Origin of the sequence: Psychrobacter sp. Marseille-P5312, from assembly GCF_900291405.1 — a bacterium.
GTDB lineage: Bacteria > Pseudomonadota > Gammaproteobacteria > Pseudomonadales > Moraxellaceae > Psychrobacter > Psychrobacter celer.
The window spans coordinates 326,111-346,312 of the sequence record NZ_OLML01000001.1; the positions used below are offsets into that span (position 1 = coordinate 326,111).

Below are 20,202 nucleotides of genomic sequence, written 5' to 3' on the forward strand. Positions count from 1 at the left end.
CAACTCACCATCCGCGATAAGGAGAATGCAACGTGAGTAATAAAATGAAAGCGGCCGTACTACATGAGTTCGGACAACCCTTGCAGATTGAAGAAGTGGATATCCCAACCCCAGGTGCCGGTCAGATTGTGGTAAAAATGCAAGCTTCTGGCGTCTGCCATACTGACTTACACGCTGTCGAAGGCGACTGGCCTGTCAAACCAAATCCGCCATTCATCCCAGGCCATGAAGGCGTCGGATTGATCACAGCTGTCGGCGACAACGTCCACCATGTCAAAAAAGGTGACCGCGTCGGTGTGCCTTGGCTCTACTCTGCCTGTGGTCACTGTACGCATTGCCTAGGCGGCTGGGAAACGCTCTGCGAGCAGCAAGAAAACTCCGGCTACTCAGTAAACGGCAGTTTTGCTGAGTATGTCTTGGCCGATGCCAACTATGTCGGTATCATCCCTGAGGGCGTCGACTCTATCGAGATTGCCCCGGTGCTGTGCGCAGGTGTCACCGTCTACAAAGGTCTTAAAATGACGGATACCAAGCCTGGCGACTGGGTGGTGATCTCAGGTATCGGTGGACTTGGGCACATGGCCGTTCAGTACGCCATTGCCATGGGTCTTAATGTCGCGGCGGTCGATATCGACGATGAGAAGCTTGAGTTTGCCAAAAAGCTGGGCGCCAAAGTCATCGTCAACGCCAAAGACACCGATCCTGGCGAGTATCTCCAAGAGCAGATCGGCGGCGCTCATGGCGCCCTTGTGACAGCGGTATCGGCCAAAGCCTTTGACCAAGCGCTAAGCATGCTCCGCCGCGGTGGCACCTTAGTATGTAACGGCTTGCCAACGGGCGACTTCCCTGTCTCTATCTTTGATACCGTGCTAAATGGCATTACCATTCGTGGCTCGATCGTCGGTACGCGCCTAGACTTGCAAGAGTCGCTAGACATGGCGGCGGCAGGCAAGGTCAAGGCCACTGTCACGGCTGAGCCACTTGAAAATATCAATGATATCTTTGCGCGGATGCATGATGGCAAAATCGAAGGTCGCATCGTCATTGACTATAGCATGTAGGCTCATGACGGTATAGTGAGTTCAGTATAAAAACGATACAGTGGGACTGGAATAAATTTTACGCAGCATCGAGCGGCGTAGGCACAGCACGCAAGGAAAATTTATACCAATTCCACGTTGATATATAATGTATCTGTTTTATTGAGAATTGACTATATGATAGAGCTGTGCTGCTTTATGCCGATTCTCTCTTAGTGCAGCACTGGCTTGTTGTATTTTATTTAGCCTTCTTAGTCGTATCGTTTTCACTCGCATGCTATCTTTGGTGTGAATGAAGAGGATACGACTTTTTACATGCCTCTGATTTTATACAGATATAGCCGATGCACTCTAAAAAGAATATAGCGCTACTGGGATGAATTTTGCGCAGCCTCTGGGAACGCAGCACGCAAGTAAAATTTATACCAGTAGCACGTTTAAACTTATATAACAGTTTTATTTTCAATTGATTATAGTTAAACAATTTACCCAGTTTATTCAGTCAAGACACACCACCAATGATAAGGACATCATGATGAAAGTCACTGCTACCCCATCTTGTAAAGCACTGATCGACTTACTAAAATCCAAGCATGGCGAGCTGATGTTTCATCAGTCTGGTGGCTGCTGCGATGGCAGCTCACCGATGTGTTATCCACTAGGCGAGTTTGTCGTGGGCGGCCAAGATGTTTTGGTCGGCAAGCTGGCAGGATGTCCTTTTTATATGGGCAAAGCCCAGTATCAGCTATGGCAACACACCGATCTTATCATCGATGTGGTCGATGGTCGCGGCGCCAGTTTTTCGCTGGAGATACCCGAGGGCAAGCGCTTTATCGTGCGCTCTGAGGTGTGTGCGATCGATGATGAAACCGCTAAATAGATATTAGCTTACATTAACCACGCCGCGACACTTAGGAAACTGCACGCACCCATAAAAATATTGTCCTTGGCGTGCGCCTTTTTTCGCCACGCGTGCGATCATCGCGCCGTTGCATCTTGGGCAGGTTGGCGCTTGATCGATATTAGCGTCATGATCTGTCGCTTTAAGTATCTCAGGTTTATTCACTTTTGGCTCAGATTCTACAATCTCAAACGGCATCATAAACTGACCCCTGCTGTCAATTCCGTACAGTTAAACTTGGGAGATTTTAGTTACGCAGCCTGACGATAATAATCAAACCACACCTGTCTTGGTGATTTATAGCCCAAACCCTTTTGAATTCTAGTCTGATTGTAGTACAGCTCGATGTATCTAATAATATCGTTGATCGCTGCAAATCTAGTCTTATAATCCTGATGATATACCAGCTCGTTCTTTAAAGTGCCCCAGAAGCTTTCTATTGGAGCATTGTCGAAGCAATTACCTTTAGCGCTCATTGAGCCTGTAAATTGATGCTGCTTAACGATCTTGTGGTAGGCATGGCTGCAATACTGGCTGCCTCTGTCAGAGTGAACGATTAGCCCTTTGTTTGGACGTTTATTCCTGATGGCCATGTTCAATGCGCGACAGACCAAATCTGCGGTCATACGCTTGTTAATAGCGTAACCGACAAGCTCTTTGGTGTATAAGTCTTTGACCCCTGCTAAGTACAGCCAACCCTCATTCGTCCAGATATAGGTGATGTCGCTTACCCATGCTTGGTTAGGGCGACTGGTGTCAAACTTCTGATCGAGCACGTTTGGATAGACCAGTTTGTTGTGATTGGAGTCGGTGGTGACTTTAAAGCGCTTATGACTACGACATTTAATGCCGTGTTGCTCTTTGATGCTTCTTACCATATACAGGCTAATGTCATGCCCTTGCTCGCTTAGATGAGCATGCAGTCGATCTGCGCCATAACGTTCTTTCGTTTCATTGTGAGCGGCTTTAACCAGTAACTCGCACTGATTACGATGTACCTGCTGACAGCTGATATGACGACCTAGCCAGTCATAGTAGCTTGAGGGTTTAACCTGTAGTACGCGGCACATCCTACTAATGCTAAAGACTTGCTGGTTGTCTTTGATAAAGGCGTACTTGACTAGCTGTCACTGCGGACATAGCCCTTCGCCTTGCGTCACTAAAACAGTCTCCCAGACTGTTTCTTAACGTTCCTCATTCGCGAAGTACGCCGTCGCCTTTTTTAGTATTTCGCGCTCCTCTTCGGCAACTTTAAGCTGGCGTTTGAGCTGCTTTATCTCTTTAAGAGCACTCATAAGGTCAGGATTATATTGCTCTGTGCCAACAAGCTTGCCTTGATTGGCTTTGTTATGCCAATTTGAGAGCGTTTGCATGGCAATGCCAAGCTGCTTTGCAGTTGCTGAAATATTGCCGTTGTTGTCTGCTATCTTTTTAACAGCTTCGGCTTTAAATTCGTCACTGTAGGTTCTTACTTTCTTGGTCATGGTAAACTCCTGTTAATACGCTTAGTTTACCAAGTTTATCTCTACGGTTTTTTCAGCATAGCTCAGAACGACTCTAAAGCCAAAAATCAAACCATAAAAAAAGCCACCAGATTTCTCCGGCAGCTCTCTTTTTTAAACTAAACACAAACTAAATTAGGTCTATTACACCAAACTATTTACCGCTTCAACCACAGCGTCGGCCGTAATACCAAACTCTTTATACAAGTCGCTGGCTGGTGCTGACTCGCCATAAGTGGTCATACCGATGACTTTGCCATCGAGACCGACAAACTTATACCAGTAGTCTACGTGCGCCGCTTCTACTGCGACGCGGGCGCGGATAGTGGCAGGCAATACTGACTCACGATAATCAGCGTCTTGCTCCATAAAGATCTCGGCACATGGCATAGAGACCACACGCACGCCAATGCCATTTTCGCTAAGCGTCTTGTGCGCTTGCATCGCAAGACCAACTTCTGAGCCGGTGCCGATGATGATGGCTTGTAGCTCGCCTTGTTCTTTGGCTAGTACGTAACCGCCTTTGGCGATGTTCGCGACTTGGCTCTCATCGCGCGCTTGATGTGGCAAGCTTTGACGGCTAAAGATAAGCGCTGATGGGTTGTTTTCTGACTTAATCGCTTCTACCCAAGCACTAGCAGATTCAGTCGCATCACACGGACGCCATGTGCGTAGATTTGGCGTGGTACGTAGGCTAGTCAATTGCTCAACTGGCTGATGCGTTGGGCCATCTTCACCCAGACCGATCGAGTCGTGCGTATAGACATGGATGACGCGCTGCTTCATCAGTGCGCCCATGCGTACCGCGTTACGCGCGTATTCCATAAACATCAGGAACGTCGCTACGTAAGGGATAAAGCCGCCATGCAAGGCAATACCATTGGCAATCGCGGTCATACCGAACTCGCGCACGCCGTAGTAGATGTAGTTGCCATCAGCATCTTTCTCGATGCCTTTAGCGCCTTTAAATAGCGTAAGGTTCGAGCCCGCTAAATCTGCTGAGCCTCCTAGTAGTTCTGGCAATAATGGCTGCAAAGCATTGATCGCATTTTGACTGGCTTTACGACTGGCGACATCACCGCCTGCCTCTTGCGTTTGCTGAATGTAGGCTTGTGCTTGGCTAGCAAAGTCAGCAGGCAACTCGCCATTTAGGCGGCGTAATAGCTCGTCTGCCAGCTCTGGATAGGCTTTTTTGTACGCTGCAAAGTCAGCATCCCAGTTCTTTTGCTGCACGTCGCCTTTGGCTTTGGCATCCCACGCTTCATAGATTTCATCATCTAATTCAAATGGGGCATGTTTCCAAGACAGCGCATCACGAGTCAAGGCAATTTCATCATCACCAAGTGGCGCACCGTGGCTAGCCGCTAAACCTTGTTTGTTTGGGCTACCAGCACCGATAGTCGTTTTGCAAATAATTAGGCTTGGCTTAGCAGTTTCTGCAATCGCTTGCTCAGTTGCTTGCGTGATGGCATCAGTATCATGACCATCGACTTTGATAACTTGCCAGCCGTAAGACTCAAAGCGCGCTTCGGTATCATCAGTAAACCAACCCTCGACATTACCATCGATTGAGATGCCGTTGTCATCATAGAAGAAGACCAGCTTGCCAAGCGCCAACGTGCCAGCTAGCGAGCACACTTCATGACTGATACCTTCCATCAAGCAGCCATCGCCTAAGAACGCATAGGTATGATGATCGACGATGTTATGGCCATCGCGGTTAAACTGTGCAGCTAGGGTTTTTTCGGCAATCGCAAAACCAACGGCATTGGCGATACCTTGGCCGAGTGGGCCTGTGGTCGTCTCAACACCAGGGGTATAGCCATACTCAGGGTGACCTGGGGTTTTTGAATGCAGCTGACGGAAGCCTTTTAGGTCATCGACACTGACGTCATAACCAGTCAAATGTAGCAATGCATAAATCAGCATCGAGCCATGACCATTTGATAAGACAAAACGGTCGCGGTTGTGCCAGTTAGGATCGGCAGGGTTGTGTTTTAAAAATTTACGCCACAAAACCTCGGCAATATCGGCCATGCCCATCGGCGCGCCCGGGTGCCCTGAGTTGGCTTTTTGAACCGCATCAAACGACAGTACACGGATGGCATTGGCTAGTTTACGTTCGCTAATTGGAGCTGGCATAGAGTGTCCTAATATTCGAATCAGAAATGTGGAGCATAAGAGGAGAGTTTACTCGAGGATAGTCTGCCAAAAACGCCTGACGCATCATCGACAGACAGACGATAAAGTCAAAGTGCTATATTAACATATTTGCCATCAGGCACGCTAAAAATGCGCTGATAGAATCGTTTGTATTTAATCAGTATTTGTATCAGTATTTGTATCAGTATTTGTATCAGTTTTTTTTCAAACCAACACGGATCAAAAAACCGCGAGCCCATTGATGACCCGCAGCTTAGATAGCATAGCAATGTAGAGGGCAATTTAGAAAAACATCCCTGCATTAAACCAAAATGGTCTCAGCGCCGCCCATATATGGACGCAGCACTTCTGGAATGCTAATGCTACCGTCAGCGTTTTGATGGTTTTCCATCACTGCCAGCAGCGTACGGCCAACAGCAAGGCCTGAACCGTTTAGCGTATGAGCAAGACTGGTTTGTTTGCCATCTTTGACTCGTGTGCCCATACGGCGCGCCTGAAAGTCGCCGCAGTTTGAGCAGCTAGAGATTTCGCGATAGGTGTTTTGGCTTGGTAGCCATACTTCGATGTCGTAGGTTTTTTGCGCAGCAAAGCCCATATCACCAGTACACAGCTGTACCACCCGATAAGGCAGATTTAGCTGCTGCAAGATATCTTCGGCTTGGCCTGTCATCGCCTCAAGCAAATCATCTGACTGCTCGCTAGTGGCGATATTGACCATTTCGACTTTTTCAAACTGATGCTGACGAATCAGACCACGGGTATCACGGCCATGCGAGCCAGCTTCACTACGGAAGCATGGCGTATGGGCGGTAAACTTCAATGGCAGCTCTTTGATATCCAAACGCTCGCCGCGTACCAAGTTGGTCATCGGCACTTCTGCAGTCGGAATCAGATAAAAATCCATCTCATCGTTATTGGTATGATTGGTCAGTTTAAACAAATCTTCTTCAAACTTAGGCAGCTGACCCGTCCCTTTTAGACTATCGCTATTGACGATATAAGGCACATAAGTCTCAAGATAGCCGTACTTGACCGTATGAGTGTTCAGCATAAACTGAATCAAAGCGCGATGCATCTGTGCCAGCTGCCCTTTTAGCACATTAAAACGACTACCGGTCAGCTTGGTGGCCGCTTCAAAATCCAGCATGCCCAAGGTTTCGCCGATATGGGTATGGTCTTTGATGTCAAAATCAAACTGACGCGGCGTTCCCCATTTGCGCACTTCGACATTATCATCCTCTGACGTTCCGACAGGCACATCTGCTGCTGGAATATTAGGGATTTGCATGGCTGCTTGTGTGATGCGCTCTTGCAAGGTGCGCAGCTCATCTTCTGCCGCCTTAATCTCACCGCTGATGCTTTGCATTTGAGCCAGTAGCTCGCTGGCATCTTCGCCTGATTTTTTTAGCACGCCCACTTGCTTTGCACCCGCATTACGGCGCGATTGCAGCTCTTCGGTTTTGACTTGTAGCGATTTACGCTCGGTTTCGATATTTTGCCAAAAAGCCATATCAAGCTCGTAGCCACGAGTGGCTAGCTGCTGTTGTAAATCACTTAAATCGCCGCGTAAGAGTTTCGGATCAATCATAATAGTCGCCTGTAACGCTAAATGTGGGTAAAAGTTTAATAGGGCGTGTTGATAATCAGATCAGCCAATCAGAGCATGCTGTCAGGCCAATCCCACTAAGACAATAGACTTACATGGCCTGTTAAAGGACCATCCCATTATCCTAAAATGGTTCTGATGATTGTTTTCATGATGCACTGATGGATATCAAGCCGCCTGATGTGCCATGCTGGTTATAAGAATATATAATAGCCGCTATGATACCAAGACCCAGCAGATTTGACCATGTTTTGCCTATATTTTGGCGATGTTCTCAGTGATATCGCGATAACGCCCTAACAAGACTTTAATGATGCTATATTCACGCCGTAGCGCTTGTTATGCTGGAGTGATTTTTATTTTATGTAAATACCACCTGCGCACAGCGCAACCATAGAAATATAAGACCAATCCCGCCATCGCACCGCTTATATGTTTCATTTAAGAGCGCTTTTCGGTAAGATAAGCGCATATCTTTTTTCTGTCTTTAGCCAAGTATGGCGACGCTGTCCTGCTTTGGCGATCGAAACCCAACGCTGTTAACACAAGTATCTGAGAAACCTCTATGGCCCTGTACCCTTACACGCTCCAACCCATCGCCTTAAACCTCACCGAGGCCGAATTTCATCAAGCACAGTATGAGCTGTTTGCCAGTGCGAGTCCCTCATTTGGTTTATCCAGTTTTAGGACCAAAGAATGGGTCATCATGGCCGTGGTCGTGATACTAGCGATTGCAGGTTTGGTGTTTGTCACAGGCTACTCTACGATTATCTTTTGGTTAATGCTGGTGGCCGTGGTGATTTATGTACTGGTGCGTACCCTTGGTTTTAAATGGTACGTCAAAAGAGAGTTTGAAAAACAAGTGGCCGATCAAGAAATGCCCGATGAGATGCGCCAGATGAAGCTGGGTGTACAAAAGCACGGACTGGTGATGGCCATGCCTGTCAATCAACCAGAGATGTTTAATAGCAATCAGATGCGCGGCATGCAGATGCGTGCAGGCCAAACTCAGCAAGCCGTCATTCCATGGACTGCTGTCAAAAGCTGGGATGAAACCGACGATTACATCTTTATGATGTTTGAGGTTAAAGGCCAACAAGGCAGCCAGATCGTCCCAAAACGCCTACAAGCGCAAAAGTTTCCGATCGATACCGTGCGTCAGCATCTCCAAGAAGTGGTACCTGTCAAAGGCTTAAACCCTGAAAGCTTGCAACCACCTGCTTAATCATATTTTTTAGCAGCTTATGATACAAAAGCGCTCTATACCTCTAGGGCGCGCCTTAGTTCTAAATAATCAATCACATGGTTAAAATTAATGAATTTAACTTATTCATGATGTTTTGCTATGATAGTCACCAGTAGAAGAAAAAAGGGTTTAGAAGTCCCCAAAAGGTGGCATGAGGCCGGTACCTACTTTTGATAGCAGATACCTTTGCTTATGATACTGGCTATCGGCCGCCTCATAGGCAACTGATAGATGTTGTGGTACGAGTATCGCCGTATCATTTATATTGTTATTTTTTTTGGTAAAACGGCTATATTGTATGAATGAGCATAGCCACGTAGCCTATGACTTGCTACACTCTTAGTCTTCTTTATTATCAAGCTTTTTAGTGGTTTTTTTGGTCATCTTTTTGGTGACTCAAGATTACGTACGCTACTAGGCTTTTAATACGACTTTTTATTGAACACTCAAACTATAAGGATAATATCATGAGTAATAATGCAACCAACCAGATTGGCCTAGAAAAAGCAGACATGAGCGAAGTCATCAGCAAGCTAAACGACTTACTATCAAGCTATCATATGTTTTATATCAACGTCCGTGGTTATCACTGGAACGTCAAGGGCGAGCACTTCTTTACTTTGCACCCACAGTTTGAAGAGCTATATACCAGCCTACAAGTAGAGATCGACGAGATCGCTGAGCGTATCTTGACATTAGGTGGTACGCCATTACACGCTTATAGCGACTTTGCTCAGCACACCAGCATCTCTGAAGACAAAAACGTCAAAGATGGCAACGCTTGTGTAAAAGGTGTGGTCACTGGCCTAAAAGCTTTGATCGAAGAGCAGCGCGACGTGTCATTAGTGGCCGAAAAAGCCGAAGACCAAGGCACAGCAGACTTGGTCGATGAATACGTACAGCAGCAAGAAAAACTGATCTGGATGTACAATGCATTTTTGGGCTAAGGCTATAAAATACGCTGCTTATACTTATATATAAGCACTAAAAATATAAGTACAAAAAACATAAGCATTAAAAAAGCACCCAATGGGTGCTTTTTTTTGATTCAAAACACTTAGGCTGCTTATTTTTGAATCCACTGACGGATTTTTTCGCGCTCCGCAGGGGTCGCCTGTAGCCATAACTGCATAAAGCTATCAAGAGTATTATCGGTTTGCACAGCCGCTGGCACAGGTTGCGCGGTGCCTGTATTGACACTACTCTGGGCCGGCTGAGTCGCTGGCTGCTCTAAAGCGGCAATCGCTCGCTGGTTTTGTAGCTCGGCGTCACCTGCACCACCAAACACGCCGCCGATGGCTTTACCCAAGCCTGAGAACAGTCCACCTTGTTGATTGCCGAGACTTTGCTGGCTGGCGATCACGGTATTATTTTGCTCTACAGCCAATGTCGGACGTTTGGCATACTCTCTCGCCGCTTCGTACGCTTCTGGCTGATTTGGCATGGTCAGACGATAGGTCTGATTGTCTGCTAATTGCGCGGTCACACTGACATTTCCTGAGCGCAAATAGTCGTGCTCATCACGGCGCAAGTTGTACAAACGGTCGTATTTGGCCGTAATCGCATGCGTACCAGGCTGCAACGTAAACTTCTTTGTGAGCGGCTGAAAGGCACTCTGCTGCACTTCTTGACCATTGATGGCAGTGACCTTGATATAATCATCGACCAACAGCGTCACAGCCGCGTGCGATAGCATAGAGACAGAACCTGCCCCTATGAGCAAAGCACTGGTGGTCAGTTTTTTTAACAAAGAAGCATGTGGTTTCATAAGTGGGTCCAGTAGTCATGTGGCGTTTTAGAGAATAAAGCGGGTTGGCAAACAGTTGACAAACAATGGATAAAAAACGTTGTTTTTTGTATGACAGCGTATGGGGTTACTCATAACATACGCCGTTATTTATCGCGTATTCAAACTTAGAAAAAGCAATCAAACCTATTAGAAGTAAAAAACACACCGCCTAAAAGTCGAGTGGCATGGTATGTTGGTCTTGCTCTGCTGTGCTGCTATCTATTTGCGTCTCTTGAGCAATATCTGCCAGCTCAGCGGCCAGCGTTTGCTCATCGATGGTACGCAGCGCATCACTGATGACGGCTTTGGAAATATTGCTGCGACCAAGATTGGAAAACATAGGCTGAATATAATTGAGCACGTCCATCATCGCACCGATACGGTGTGGCCCGTCAGTCAGCAAGTGATCGATGATACGGTCGTCAAACTGCCAGCCGCGGCGGCGCAAGATAGATTGCAGCAGCGCTTGACGGTCAGCGAAGTCATGGCCATTAGGAACCTTAAAGGTCGGCGATTGAGCCAAACGCGTCAGCAAGTCCCTTAGCCCAAAGGGTAACTCACTTGCAGGTTTGTTGGCAGCAAACAATAGCTGGCGCTGCCCTTCTCGGCTACGATTGATCAGATGAAACAAAGCCTCTTGCCACTGGGTGCTTTGCTCTAGCACCTCCAAATCATCAATGGCGATTAAATCAAAGTTTTCTAACGACGAGAGGACATGGACATCTGTATGAATCAGCTCATTGAGCGACAAGCAGATAGCCGTCTTATCCATTTCTATATACGACTCACAAATAGCGGACAACAGATGAGACTTGCCCGTCGCAGGACTGCCAAACAGGTATAACTGACCGATCAGGCCGACATGTAGCTGCCTGACTGCATCAATAATCGACATCCAACCAGGACCTGCAAAATCGCTAAGACTTGCATCGTGCTTAATGTCCAGATTGAGACTTAGCTGTGCTTCTGCCATGAATCATCAACTCGGTTTGCGTAGCGCAATCACTAAAAAGGCTAAACGACTAATATTTTTAAACTGGCTTGGGTAGCTTGTGCTTTTATGAACGCTGACCCAAGCCAACCTAGGAACGATAAATACCGTGAATACTGCGCCTATATATAACATATTTGTAAAATGACTGACAAGTCTTTTACCCTTTACCTTGCATCAATCAGCATTTACGTTCATACAATCCATGTTATAACTTTTATCACTCATCATTCGGGCGCATTCTCATTTTAAAATGGTGATAACCACGGGGTAAATCAAACACTAAGACACATGAATCATTGATCCTTAAACAATGTCAGTTGCTTGTGGCCTTTATACAGATCGGTTGAGCGATAATAATCATACAAATGGCGAAACAACACATTCAGGACAGCTGACACAGGCAGTGCAATCAGCATCCCGACAAAGCCTAATAAGCTTGCCCCTGCCAATACCGCAAAGATGACCCACAGCGGCGATAGACCAATCTTATCCCCCAACAACAGTGGCTGCAGTATATAGCCCTCTGCTGCTTGCCCCACCAAAAACGCCCCAACAATCAATGCCAAATAGGTCCAGTCTAGCCCAAACTGAAACAAACAGGCGATAATGGCCGCGATAAAACCAATACCAAACCCCAAGTAAGGCACAAAACTTGCGATACCTGCCACCATCCCGATAATCAGACCCAGCTCAAGGCCGATAAGCTGCAACTGCACCGCATATATCGCGCCCAGTAGTACCATGACCAGCAGTTGACCTTTGATAAATGCCATCAATGCACGGTCGCACTCATGCGCTACCTGTAACACTTTTTTGCAATAAGGTGCTGGTATGGCCATCTTCCAAGTCTGCAACCGCTGATCCCAGTTGAATAAAAAATAAAAAGTCAAAATCGGTACCAATACGATAAGACCTGCATTGTTAATAAAACTCATACTAGAGGCGATGATTTGACTCATCATCGTACTGGCATCTGCAAACTTATAGTTCGTCTGCATATAGTCGACCAAGGTTTCAGAAAACCCTTTGGCTTCTAGCTCAGGCAAACGAATACGGCTGTTATTAGCAAACCATTCACGCACGACTTGATTGTACCAATTTAGCACCTTTGGCAGATATTCCCAAGCCGCTTGCAACTGATGCCATAACGTCGGTACCAGCCACCAAAGCAGCAGCACCATACCCAGCGTGATGGTGGCATAGACAATGATAATCGCTACCCAGCGCTTGATATATTTCGATAGGCGCTTGACCAGCGGATTAAACAAATACGCCAGTACAAAAGCAAAAATAAACGGAATAATGACTGGCATCATCAAATACAATAAAAAAAGCGCCACCACCATCGCCGCCACAATAAATAAGCGCCGAAAAAAAGGATCTATGGTTTGGTTTATCATGGTGGGTAACCCTGCGATTGGCTAATAAAAATAGTAAACAATGAAAAATAGTAAACAGTGATTGACAATGATTTTGCGTTCTATTATCGCAAAGTACAGCAAAAAATCCGTCATTTTTTGTTTCTTATATGATTGTAAGTAGTAATATGCCAGCAAAACCATATGGTGCAATCACAGGCAACAGTCACTTTTAGTCATTCCCTATAGTCATGATGTTTTATGGTTTGATAAGGTTTTTTTGGCAAGCACTGATGATCTGGCGCAAACTGATGCAAATATAGCGAATAAGTGGCAAGTTGCTTTGCGAGTCAGGGCGGTTTTTGGGTATAATGCGCCCACGACCTTCAGAGTTATCACAACCAACTCGCTTTTTGACCCACCTTCATTCCTTATAAATTTTGTGAGATGACCATGAGTAACAAGCCTTCTTTAAGCTACAAAGATGCTGGCGTTGATATTGATGCTGGCGATGCGTTGGTTCAACGTATTAAATCAGTGGCAAAAGCCACCTCTCGCCCTGAGGTTGTGGGCGGACTTGGCGGCTTTGGAGCGCTTTGTCGTATTCCGACTGGTTACACCTCGCCTCTACTGGTATCAGGGACGGACGGTGTCGGCACCAAACTTAAATTGGCATTGCAGCTACAACGTCACGACACCATCGGTATCGATTTGGTCGCTATGTGTGTCAATGATTTGTTGGTTTGCGGTGCAGAGCCACTATTTTTCTTAGATTACTATGCAACAGGCAAGCTGGACGTCGATGTCGCGGCGACTGTGGTCACTGGTATTGGCGATGGTTGTAAACTTGCAAACTGTGCACTTATCGGTGGTGAAACTGCTGAAATGCCAGGTATGTATCAAGACGACGATTATGACCTCGCTGGATTCTGCGTGGGCGTGGTTGAAGAAAGCGAGGTCGTGACTGGTAACAACGTTGCCGAAGGCGATGTTCTGATCGCCCTAGCTTCGAGTGGCGCGCACTCAAACGGCTACTCACTAGTGCGTAAAGTCATCGAAGTTAGCGGTATTGACGTGGCTACTAGCGATGAGCAACTAGATGGTCAACCTATTCAAGATGCCTTGATGGCCCCTACTCGTATCTATGTCAAAGCCATTAAAGCGCTGCAAGATACCCTTGGTAGCTCAGCGCTGCATGCTATGTCACACATCACCGGTGGCGGTCTCACTGATAACTTGCCACGAGTGCTCCCTGATGACCTAGCGGCTAGCATCGATACCAGCAGCTGGCAGTTCTCAGAGTTATTCACTTGGTTACAGACCCAAGGCAATATTGAGCAAAGTGAGATGTACCGCACCTTTAACTGCGGCGTTGGTTTTGTGATTGTCGTGCCTAAAGACAAAGCTGAAGCAACGATCAAAACATTGACTGACGCTGGTGAAAACGCTTGGCAACTCGGCGAAATGGTCAAACGTGAAGCCGATGCCGTGGTATACCGTTAATGTCAATTGATCAGACAAGCCAATCTATCAAGCCATTACGCATTGCCGTTTTGGTATCCGGAAGTGGCAGTAACCTGCAGGTCTTGATAGATGCCATGCAAGCAGGTGCGCTACCGATTGAGATCGTTGGCGTCATTAGTAATCGCGAAGATGCCTACGCTGTCACCCGCGCAAAAGACGCAGATATTCCTGTCACCGTGTTGTCACATGTAGCCAGCGGCAAGCGCATGGGCATCAAGACTTTTGAGGCGCATGCCACCGCACAGCTTGAAGCGTGGCAGCCTGACTTGGTCGTTTTGGCAGGCTTTATGCGGGTATTGAGTGCAGACTTTATTGATAACGCGCCTGCACCGATGATTAACCTGCACCCATCGCTGCTTCCCGCTTATAAAGGGCTAAACACGCATACCCGTGTACTCTGCTCAGGTGAGCGTGAGCACGGCTGTAGTATCCATGTGGTCACCGCCGAGCTGGATGCAGGACAAGTGTTAAGCCAAGCGGTCTTGCCTATTCGTCATACCGATACGCCTGATAGTTTGCAAAAGCGCGTACAAGTGCTGGAGCATCACTTATTGCCGTGGACGATATTGCAAATCGCTATTGGCGGCGTGTCATTAACGCCAAGTGAGCAAGCCTCTAGCATCTTGCCTGCCCTACCCTTACGTCTATTGATTGACGCTTAGTTGTTTTAAAATATTATTTTCACCCACACAAAAAAACCCAGCTATTAAGTAGCTGGGTTTTTCTTTTTAGTCTTTAACAGTTTTACGTGTTATTCACTGTTATTTTCCAAATACATGTACTGCTTTAATGTTTACAAACTCTTTAATACCAAAGCCGCCGTGCTCGCGACCGTAGCCTGAGTTCTTCACACCACCAAATGGCAGTGCAGGATTGGCAAGACCGTAACCATTGATATAGACCATACCAGTATCGAATTGTTCACTGGCTAAGCGAATGGCTTTTTCTTCATCTTTTGAGAAGATAGCGCCGCCTAGACCATAACGGCTGTCGTTAGCAATGCGCATGGCATCGTCTTGGTCTTTGGCACGAATGAGCGAGGCTACAGGACCAAATAATTCGTCGTCGTAGGCAGGTTGACCTTTCTCGACATTTTCTAAAATGGTCGCTGGATAGAAACTGCCTTTACCTTCTGGTACTTTACCGCCAACAGCAATCGTTGCACCTTTTGCTACACTTTCTTCTACTTGCTCATGCAGTTTTTCTTGCAAGTCTTTACGCGCTAATGGACCGATATCTGAGCTGTCATCCATTGGATCGCCAGATTTTGTACCTTCAAATTTTTCTACGATACGCTTGCGGAATTCGTCATACACGCTATCGACCACGATGAAGCGTTTCGCTGCTACGCAAGTTTCACCGTTATTGACCAAACGGGCCTGAGTACAGGTTTCTACAGCGGTTTCGATATCAGCATCTTCTAGCACGATAAAGGCGTCATTTGAGCCAAGCTCTAATACTGATTTCTTAATTGCTTTAGCCGCTTGTTGACCAACGATACGACCAGCATCATCACTACCTGTGAGTGTTACGCCGCGTACTTTGTCATTTTCAATCAATTTTTCTGATTGGTCATGGTCAATCAAAATCGTACGGAATAAATCATTTGGCAGTTCAGACTCGTGGAAGATTTTTTCGATCAATAAGCCAGAACCTGTGACGTTTGCTGCATGCTTAAGTAGCACGCTGTTACCTGCCATCAAGTTAGCAATGGCATAGCGAAAGACTTGGTAAGCTGGGAAGTTCCATGGCTGCATACCATAGATAACACCGATTGGCTGATAAGTCACGATACCTTTTTTCATGCTTTCGATATCGCGCTCATCATCTGCAAGCGCAGCAACACCATTTTCAGCAGTGTAATCACAAATTGCTTTACATAGATCAACTTCTTGCTGGCTTTGCCCATAGAGCTTACCGCGCTCTTCGGTCATAAGGCGAGACAGCTCTTCTTTATATTCCATCAGCTTGTCACCGATAGATTGAATGATACGGCCACGCTCTTCATGGCTCACCGTACGCCATTCTAAAAATGCATTATGTGACGCATCAACAATTTTGTTAACTTCGTCGTTGCTCATGTAATCATAATTTTTAATGTCTTCGCCCGTGGCTGGGTTTACTGTCGTAATATCTGCCATAATGTATGTCCTTGTTGTTATACATGATAATGGTTTATTTGAATCAATTTTAAAGTATTGATCGACTTGCAATCGGCTCACTTAAAAGATGATATAGAGCCATCTTTATAGTGTTGTAAAACTTAACAATGGCCTTGATTATTGTTTTTTTTCTTAAATCTCATTTATCATAGCAAAATGCTCAGCAAGTAGGTTTACAAGATATAAAGAAGTGTGCGTAAGATGTTAAAAGTGTCACTGAGATATTAATCTCTCTTGTCTAATAGAGGTTTAGAAGATGGGTACTCAACTCAGTCGATGGTCATTTACTGAGTTAAAAACAAAAAACCAGCCCTATGGCTGGTTTTGAGAAAGTAGGCTGATAAGTAGAGGCAAGACGTATTCAATCAAAACAAATGATTGATAACTGGTATGTTTTGTGGCGGGTTTTCTTCTTCAGCGACCACCTGACGCGCCACGTGCATGATCAGCTGACGCAGCCAGCGATGGGCTGGATGATGCTGAAGTAGTGGTGACCAAGCCATCGTCAGCTCAAATTCAGGAATAAAAAATGGCGGCTCTTCCATGATGATACTGTCGTTGTTGGCCTGCATACGAGCCACGCGTGTCGGCAAAGTGGCAATCAAGTCTTTATTTGCTGCGAGCATGGCTGGCATCTGATAATGGCGAGTAAAAACGCTGATTTGCCGTTTTTGACCCAAGCGCTGCAATGCTTGATCGATAGAGCCAAGTCCGCCAGACTTTTCAGGATTGACCCCAAACCCGACCCCCATACCTGTTTTGGATACCCAAACGTGCTGAGCTTTTAGGTAGTTTTTTAGATTAAAGCGGTTGGCATAAGGGCTTTCAGAGGACAGCAGACAACTAAATGTATCACGCCAGACCAGCACTTGGTGAAAGCTCTGCGGTATCTCATTAAAGCGGTTGATCGCCAAATCCACACGGCCCTGCTCCATATCACGGTAGGAGACATCAGAGGGCGTCAAAAAGTCCAAAATCACATTGGGCGCTTCAGAGCGCAGCGCTTTGACCAGTTTTGGCACCAGCGTCGCCTCGGCGTAGTCTGAGGTCATGATGCGAAACACGCGTGAGGTGCTATAAGGACGGAATTCTGTGCGTGGTTCCAGCACTTGCGTCAAGTCAGCCAATATCTCACGAATACGTGGCTGCAGCTCCAATGCACGCTCCGTTGGCGTCATACCCTCAGACGAGCGCACCAATAATGGGTCATTAAACAGCTTGCGCAACCGCCGCAAAATATTGCTCATGGCAGGTTGGGTAATGCCAAGCTGCTCGGCTGCTCGCGTGACGTTTTTTTCTCGTAACAACACATCTAAATGTACCAATAAATTTAAATCTACCCGCTGCAAATTCATATATATTTCTCTTGGCTTTTGAATAAAGGCCTTTTATAAGCTCGGCATTTTTTGTGCAATTATGCTGACCATCAGCCTGTAACTGCATAATATCGCTATTTATTTTATATTTTGCGTTAGCGCCCACTGATGATAACGCGATTTACCAGTCGTAAGCCTCTGTTATCTATACATTATAACCCATAAAAATACTAAAGATAACTATCATAAATTAGATAAATCTTGGTAAGGCAGTTATAGTGAATCCCGTAGATGATTTGCAACACGGACCACAACCATCCTGTTTGTGTGCTATTGATGCCGGTCTATCAGACTCTGATGAGCCGGTCGTACAAGCCGCCAAACCGTGTTGACAAAAGATACATTTATGAAAGTTATCGCTGCGACAACGTTATAAAAATCCCAATCGCAGGCCAGTTATCCAGAGGATATCGGTCATGGATTGCGACCAAACCCAGCGAGTACGGCATTGAATATTGTAACATCTCTTATCGCCAATGATGACACTGCTGTCTAATAATTTAGCGTAAGCCCCTGAGCGATATATGGATACGCCCCATTGTTATCGATATTTTACCCATCATCTGTCGCCGACCAAGTTTAGTAGCTTACTTGTATTTGCGAGCAAGTTTGTTTAGGGTAACTAAGACTTGAACAGATGCTCGAACGGATGACTGATGATGGTCTCTGCTCTGATAAGCCGCCGATAACACTCAAATAAAGCATCACGATGCGCTTATCTGGTCAGATACCATTAGCGTTATTTTAACATGGAATTTTTCGTTTTTTTTACACCCCACCAAGGAGACTATAGATGTCAACTGCATATAAATCAGCGATCGACTTAGTACGTGAATTAAAGCAAAAGCACGGTAACTGGCAGAATATCAGCGAGACTGATGCGGCACGTATGATGATGCAAAACCGTTTTAAAACCGGTTTGGATATCGCCAAATATACTGCAAAAATCATGCGTCAAGACATGGAAGACTATGACAACGATACGTCTCAATACACACAGTCTTTAGGTGCTTGGCACGGTTTTGTCGCTCAGCAAACCATGTATGCAAAGAAAAAATACTTTGGCACCACATCTAAAACCTACATCTATCTATCAGGCTGGATGGTAGCTGCCCTACGCTCTGAGTTTGGTCCACTACCTGACCAATCTATGCACGAAAAAACCTCTGTGCCAAAGCTAATCGAAGAGATCTACACGTTCTTGCGTCAAGCCGATGCTAAAGTACTAAACGACTACTTCCGTGAGCTAAACGCAGCTGAAGAAGCAGGTCAAGATACCTCAGCTATCTTAGAGAAAATTGAAAACTTCGAATCACATGTTGTGCCAATCATCGCCGATATCGATGCAGGTTTCGGTAATGAAGAAGCGACTTACTTGCTAACCAAGCAAATGATCGAAGCCGGTGCTTGTGCCATTCAGATCGAAAACCAAGTATCTGATGCCAAGCAATGTGGTCACCAAGCAGGTAAAGTCACTGTACCGCACGAAGACTACATCGCCAAAATCAATGCCATTCGTTACGCATTCTTAGAGCTTGGTGTCGAAGACGGTGTTATCGTTGCTCGTACTGACTCTGAAGGCGCATCGTTGACGCAAAAAATCCCAGTATCACAGGAGCCAGGCGACCTTGCTTCTAAATACATCGACTTCCTAGAAATGGAAGAAATAAGCATTGAAGACGCAAATGAGAACGATAGCCTACTTAAGCATAACGGCAAACTAGTACGTCCAGTACGTCTGGCTAACGGCCTATACCAGTTCCGTGAAGACACTAACATCGACCGCGTTGTGCTTGACTGTGTGACTGCGCTTGAAAACGGTGCTGACCTACTATGGATCGAAACACCAACGCCAGATGTTGCCCACATCAAATCAATGGTAGATCGCATCAAAGAGCAGCAGCCAAAAGCCAAGCTCGTATACAACAACAGCCCATCATTCAACTGGACGCTAAACTTCCGTAAGCAAATAATCGCTCAGTGGGAAGAAGAAGGCAAAGACGTATCAAGCTATGACAAAGATAACTTGATGAGTAGCGATTACGACGGCACTGAGCTTGACGCTGCCGCTGACGTTGCTGCACAAAACTTCCAGCGTGATGCGTCACGTGAAGCAGGTGTCTTCCATCACTTGATCACCCTGCCAACTTACCACACCACAGCGCTTAGCGTACATGAGCTTGCTAAAGGCTACTTTGGTGAAGAAGGCATGCTTGCTTATGCAGCTGGCGTACAGCGCAAAGAAATCCGCGAAGGTATCTCTTGTGTTAAGCACCAAGCCATGGCGGGCTCTGACTTAGGTGATGATCACAAAGAAATCTTCTCAGGTGACAACGCGCTAAAAGCTGGCGGCGAAAAGAACACCATGAACCAGTTCTAATCATCGACTACTTTTAAGTATAGCTGATACAAAAAGCCGTTCTACATACTGTAGGGCGGCTTTTTTATCATCCAGCGCCTGATATCTACATTCTTCTAGGGCGTGGATATCAGGCGTCAGCCATTGTCGCCCAGTATGGCGAACCCCTTGATACCCAACTG

Annotated in this window: 15 protein-coding genes and 1 pseudogene; 7 read left to right on the forward strand and 9 right to left on the reverse strand. The window is 46.2% G+C overall.

Annotated features, from left to right (window positions below; genetic code table 11):
• Positions 1-32 precede the first annotated feature (32 nt).
• Entirely contained in the window at positions 33-1,061 is a 1,029-nt protein-coding gene (adhP, locus tag C6W44_RS01420; protein ID WP_105243927.1) for an alcohol dehydrogenase AdhP, read from the forward strand.
• A 514-nt stretch (positions 1,062-1,575) separates the two neighbouring features.
• Positions 1,576-1,920, forward strand: a complete 345-nt coding sequence (locus tag C6W44_RS01425; protein ID WP_105243928.1) for a DUF779 domain-containing protein — start codon at positions 1,576-1,578, stop codon at positions 1,918-1,920.
• A gap of 3 nt (positions 1,921-1,923) precedes the next feature.
• Here the strand turns inward: C6W44_RS01425 and C6W44_RS01430 are convergent, their stop codons facing one another.
• From C6W44_RS01430 to serS, 4 genes and pseudogenes are all read right to left on the reverse strand, one after another.
• Positions 1,924-2,142 (reverse strand): topoisomerase DNA-binding C4 zinc finger domain-containing protein, encoded by a 219-nt coding sequence (locus tag C6W44_RS01430; RefSeq protein ID WP_105243929.1) that lies wholly within the window; start codon positions 2,140-2,142, stop codon positions 1,924-1,926.
• A 50-nt stretch (positions 2,143-2,192) separates the two neighbouring features.
• Positions 2,193-3,425, reverse strand: a pseudogene (locus C6W44_RS01435) (IS3 family transposase).
• Between the two features lie 162 nt (positions 3,426-3,587).
• Entirely contained in the window at positions 3,588-5,585 is a 1,998-nt protein-coding gene (tkt, locus tag C6W44_RS01440; protein WP_105243930.1) for a transketolase, read from the reverse strand.
• 322 nt (positions 5,586-5,907) lie between these two features.
• Positions 5,908-7,194 (reverse strand): serine--tRNA ligase, encoded by a 1,287-nt coding sequence (gene serS / locus C6W44_RS01445; protein WP_105243931.1) that lies wholly within the window; start codon positions 7,192-7,194, stop codon positions 5,908-5,910.
• Between the two features lie 583 nt (positions 7,195-7,777).
• On the opposite strand from serS, the gene C6W44_RS01450 reads away from it, so the two are divergent.
• A complete protein-coding gene (locus tag C6W44_RS01450) occupies positions 7,778-8,437 on the forward strand; it encodes a YcxB family protein (protein ID WP_105243932.1) in 660 nt (219 codons plus the stop codon).
• A gap of 488 nt (positions 8,438-8,925) precedes the next feature.
• Positions 8,926-9,405: a Dps family protein gene (locus C6W44_RS01455; RefSeq protein ID WP_105243933.1), complete on the forward strand. Its 480-nt coding sequence runs from the start codon at positions 8,926-8,928 to the stop codon at positions 9,403-9,405.
• 119 nt (positions 9,406-9,524) lie between these two features.
• On the opposite strand, the gene C6W44_RS01460 is transcribed toward C6W44_RS01455, so the two are convergent.
• The 3 genes from C6W44_RS01460 to C6W44_RS01470 all read right to left on the reverse strand — a co-directional run bounded on the left by C6W44_RS01460 (position 9,525) and on the right by C6W44_RS01470 (position 12,641).
• A complete protein-coding gene (locus C6W44_RS01460; protein WP_105243934.1) occupies positions 9,525-10,226 on the reverse strand; it encodes a DUF2057 family protein in 702 nt (233 codons plus the stop codon).
• Between the two features lie 190 nt (positions 10,227-10,416).
• Entirely contained in the window at positions 10,417-11,220 is an 804-nt protein-coding gene (hda, locus tag C6W44_RS01465; protein WP_105243935.1) for a DnaA regulatory inactivator Hda, read from the reverse strand.
• A 314-nt stretch (positions 11,221-11,534) separates the two neighbouring features.
• Positions 11,535-12,641 (reverse strand): AI-2E family transporter, encoded by a 1,107-nt coding sequence (locus C6W44_RS01470; protein ID WP_105243936.1) that lies wholly within the window; start codon positions 12,639-12,641, stop codon positions 11,535-11,537.
• A 411-nt stretch (positions 12,642-13,052) separates the two neighbouring features.
• Here C6W44_RS01470 and purM point away from each other — a divergent pair, with 411 nt between their 5' ends.
• Both purM and purN read left to right on the forward strand, forming a co-directional pair.
• Positions 13,053-14,102 carry a phosphoribosylformylglycinamidine cyclo-ligase gene (gene purM, locus C6W44_RS01475; protein ID WP_105243937.1) on the forward strand — a complete coding sequence of 350 codons (1,050 nt, stop codon included), beginning with the start codon at positions 13,053-13,055 and terminating at the stop codon, positions 14,100-14,102.
• A complete protein-coding gene (gene purN, locus C6W44_RS01480; protein WP_105243938.1) occupies positions 14,102-14,785 on the forward strand; it encodes a phosphoribosylglycinamide formyltransferase in 684 nt (227 codons plus the stop codon). Before purM ends, purN begins: the two co-directional genes overlap by 1 nt.
• A 99-nt stretch (positions 14,786-14,884) precedes the next feature.
• Here the strand turns inward: purN and C6W44_RS01485 are convergent, their stop codons facing one another.
• Together C6W44_RS01485 and C6W44_RS01490 are read right to left on the reverse strand one after the other, a co-directional pair.
• Positions 14,885-16,264 (reverse strand): NAD-dependent succinate-semialdehyde dehydrogenase, encoded by a 1,380-nt coding sequence (locus tag C6W44_RS01485; protein ID WP_105243939.1) that lies wholly within the window; start codon positions 16,262-16,264, stop codon positions 14,885-14,887.
• A gap of 386 nt (positions 16,265-16,650) precedes the next feature.
• A complete protein-coding gene (locus C6W44_RS01490) occupies positions 16,651-17,640 on the reverse strand; it encodes a LysR family transcriptional regulator (RefSeq protein WP_075100589.1) in 990 nt (329 codons plus the stop codon).
• 814 nt (positions 17,641-18,454) lie between these two features.
• On the opposite strand from C6W44_RS01490, the gene C6W44_RS01495 reads away from it, so the two are divergent.
• Positions 18,455-20,041 (forward strand): isocitrate lyase, encoded by a 1,587-nt coding sequence (locus C6W44_RS01495; protein WP_105243940.1) that lies wholly within the window; start codon positions 18,455-18,457, stop codon positions 20,039-20,041.
• Positions 20,042-20,202 lie beyond the last annotated feature (161 nt).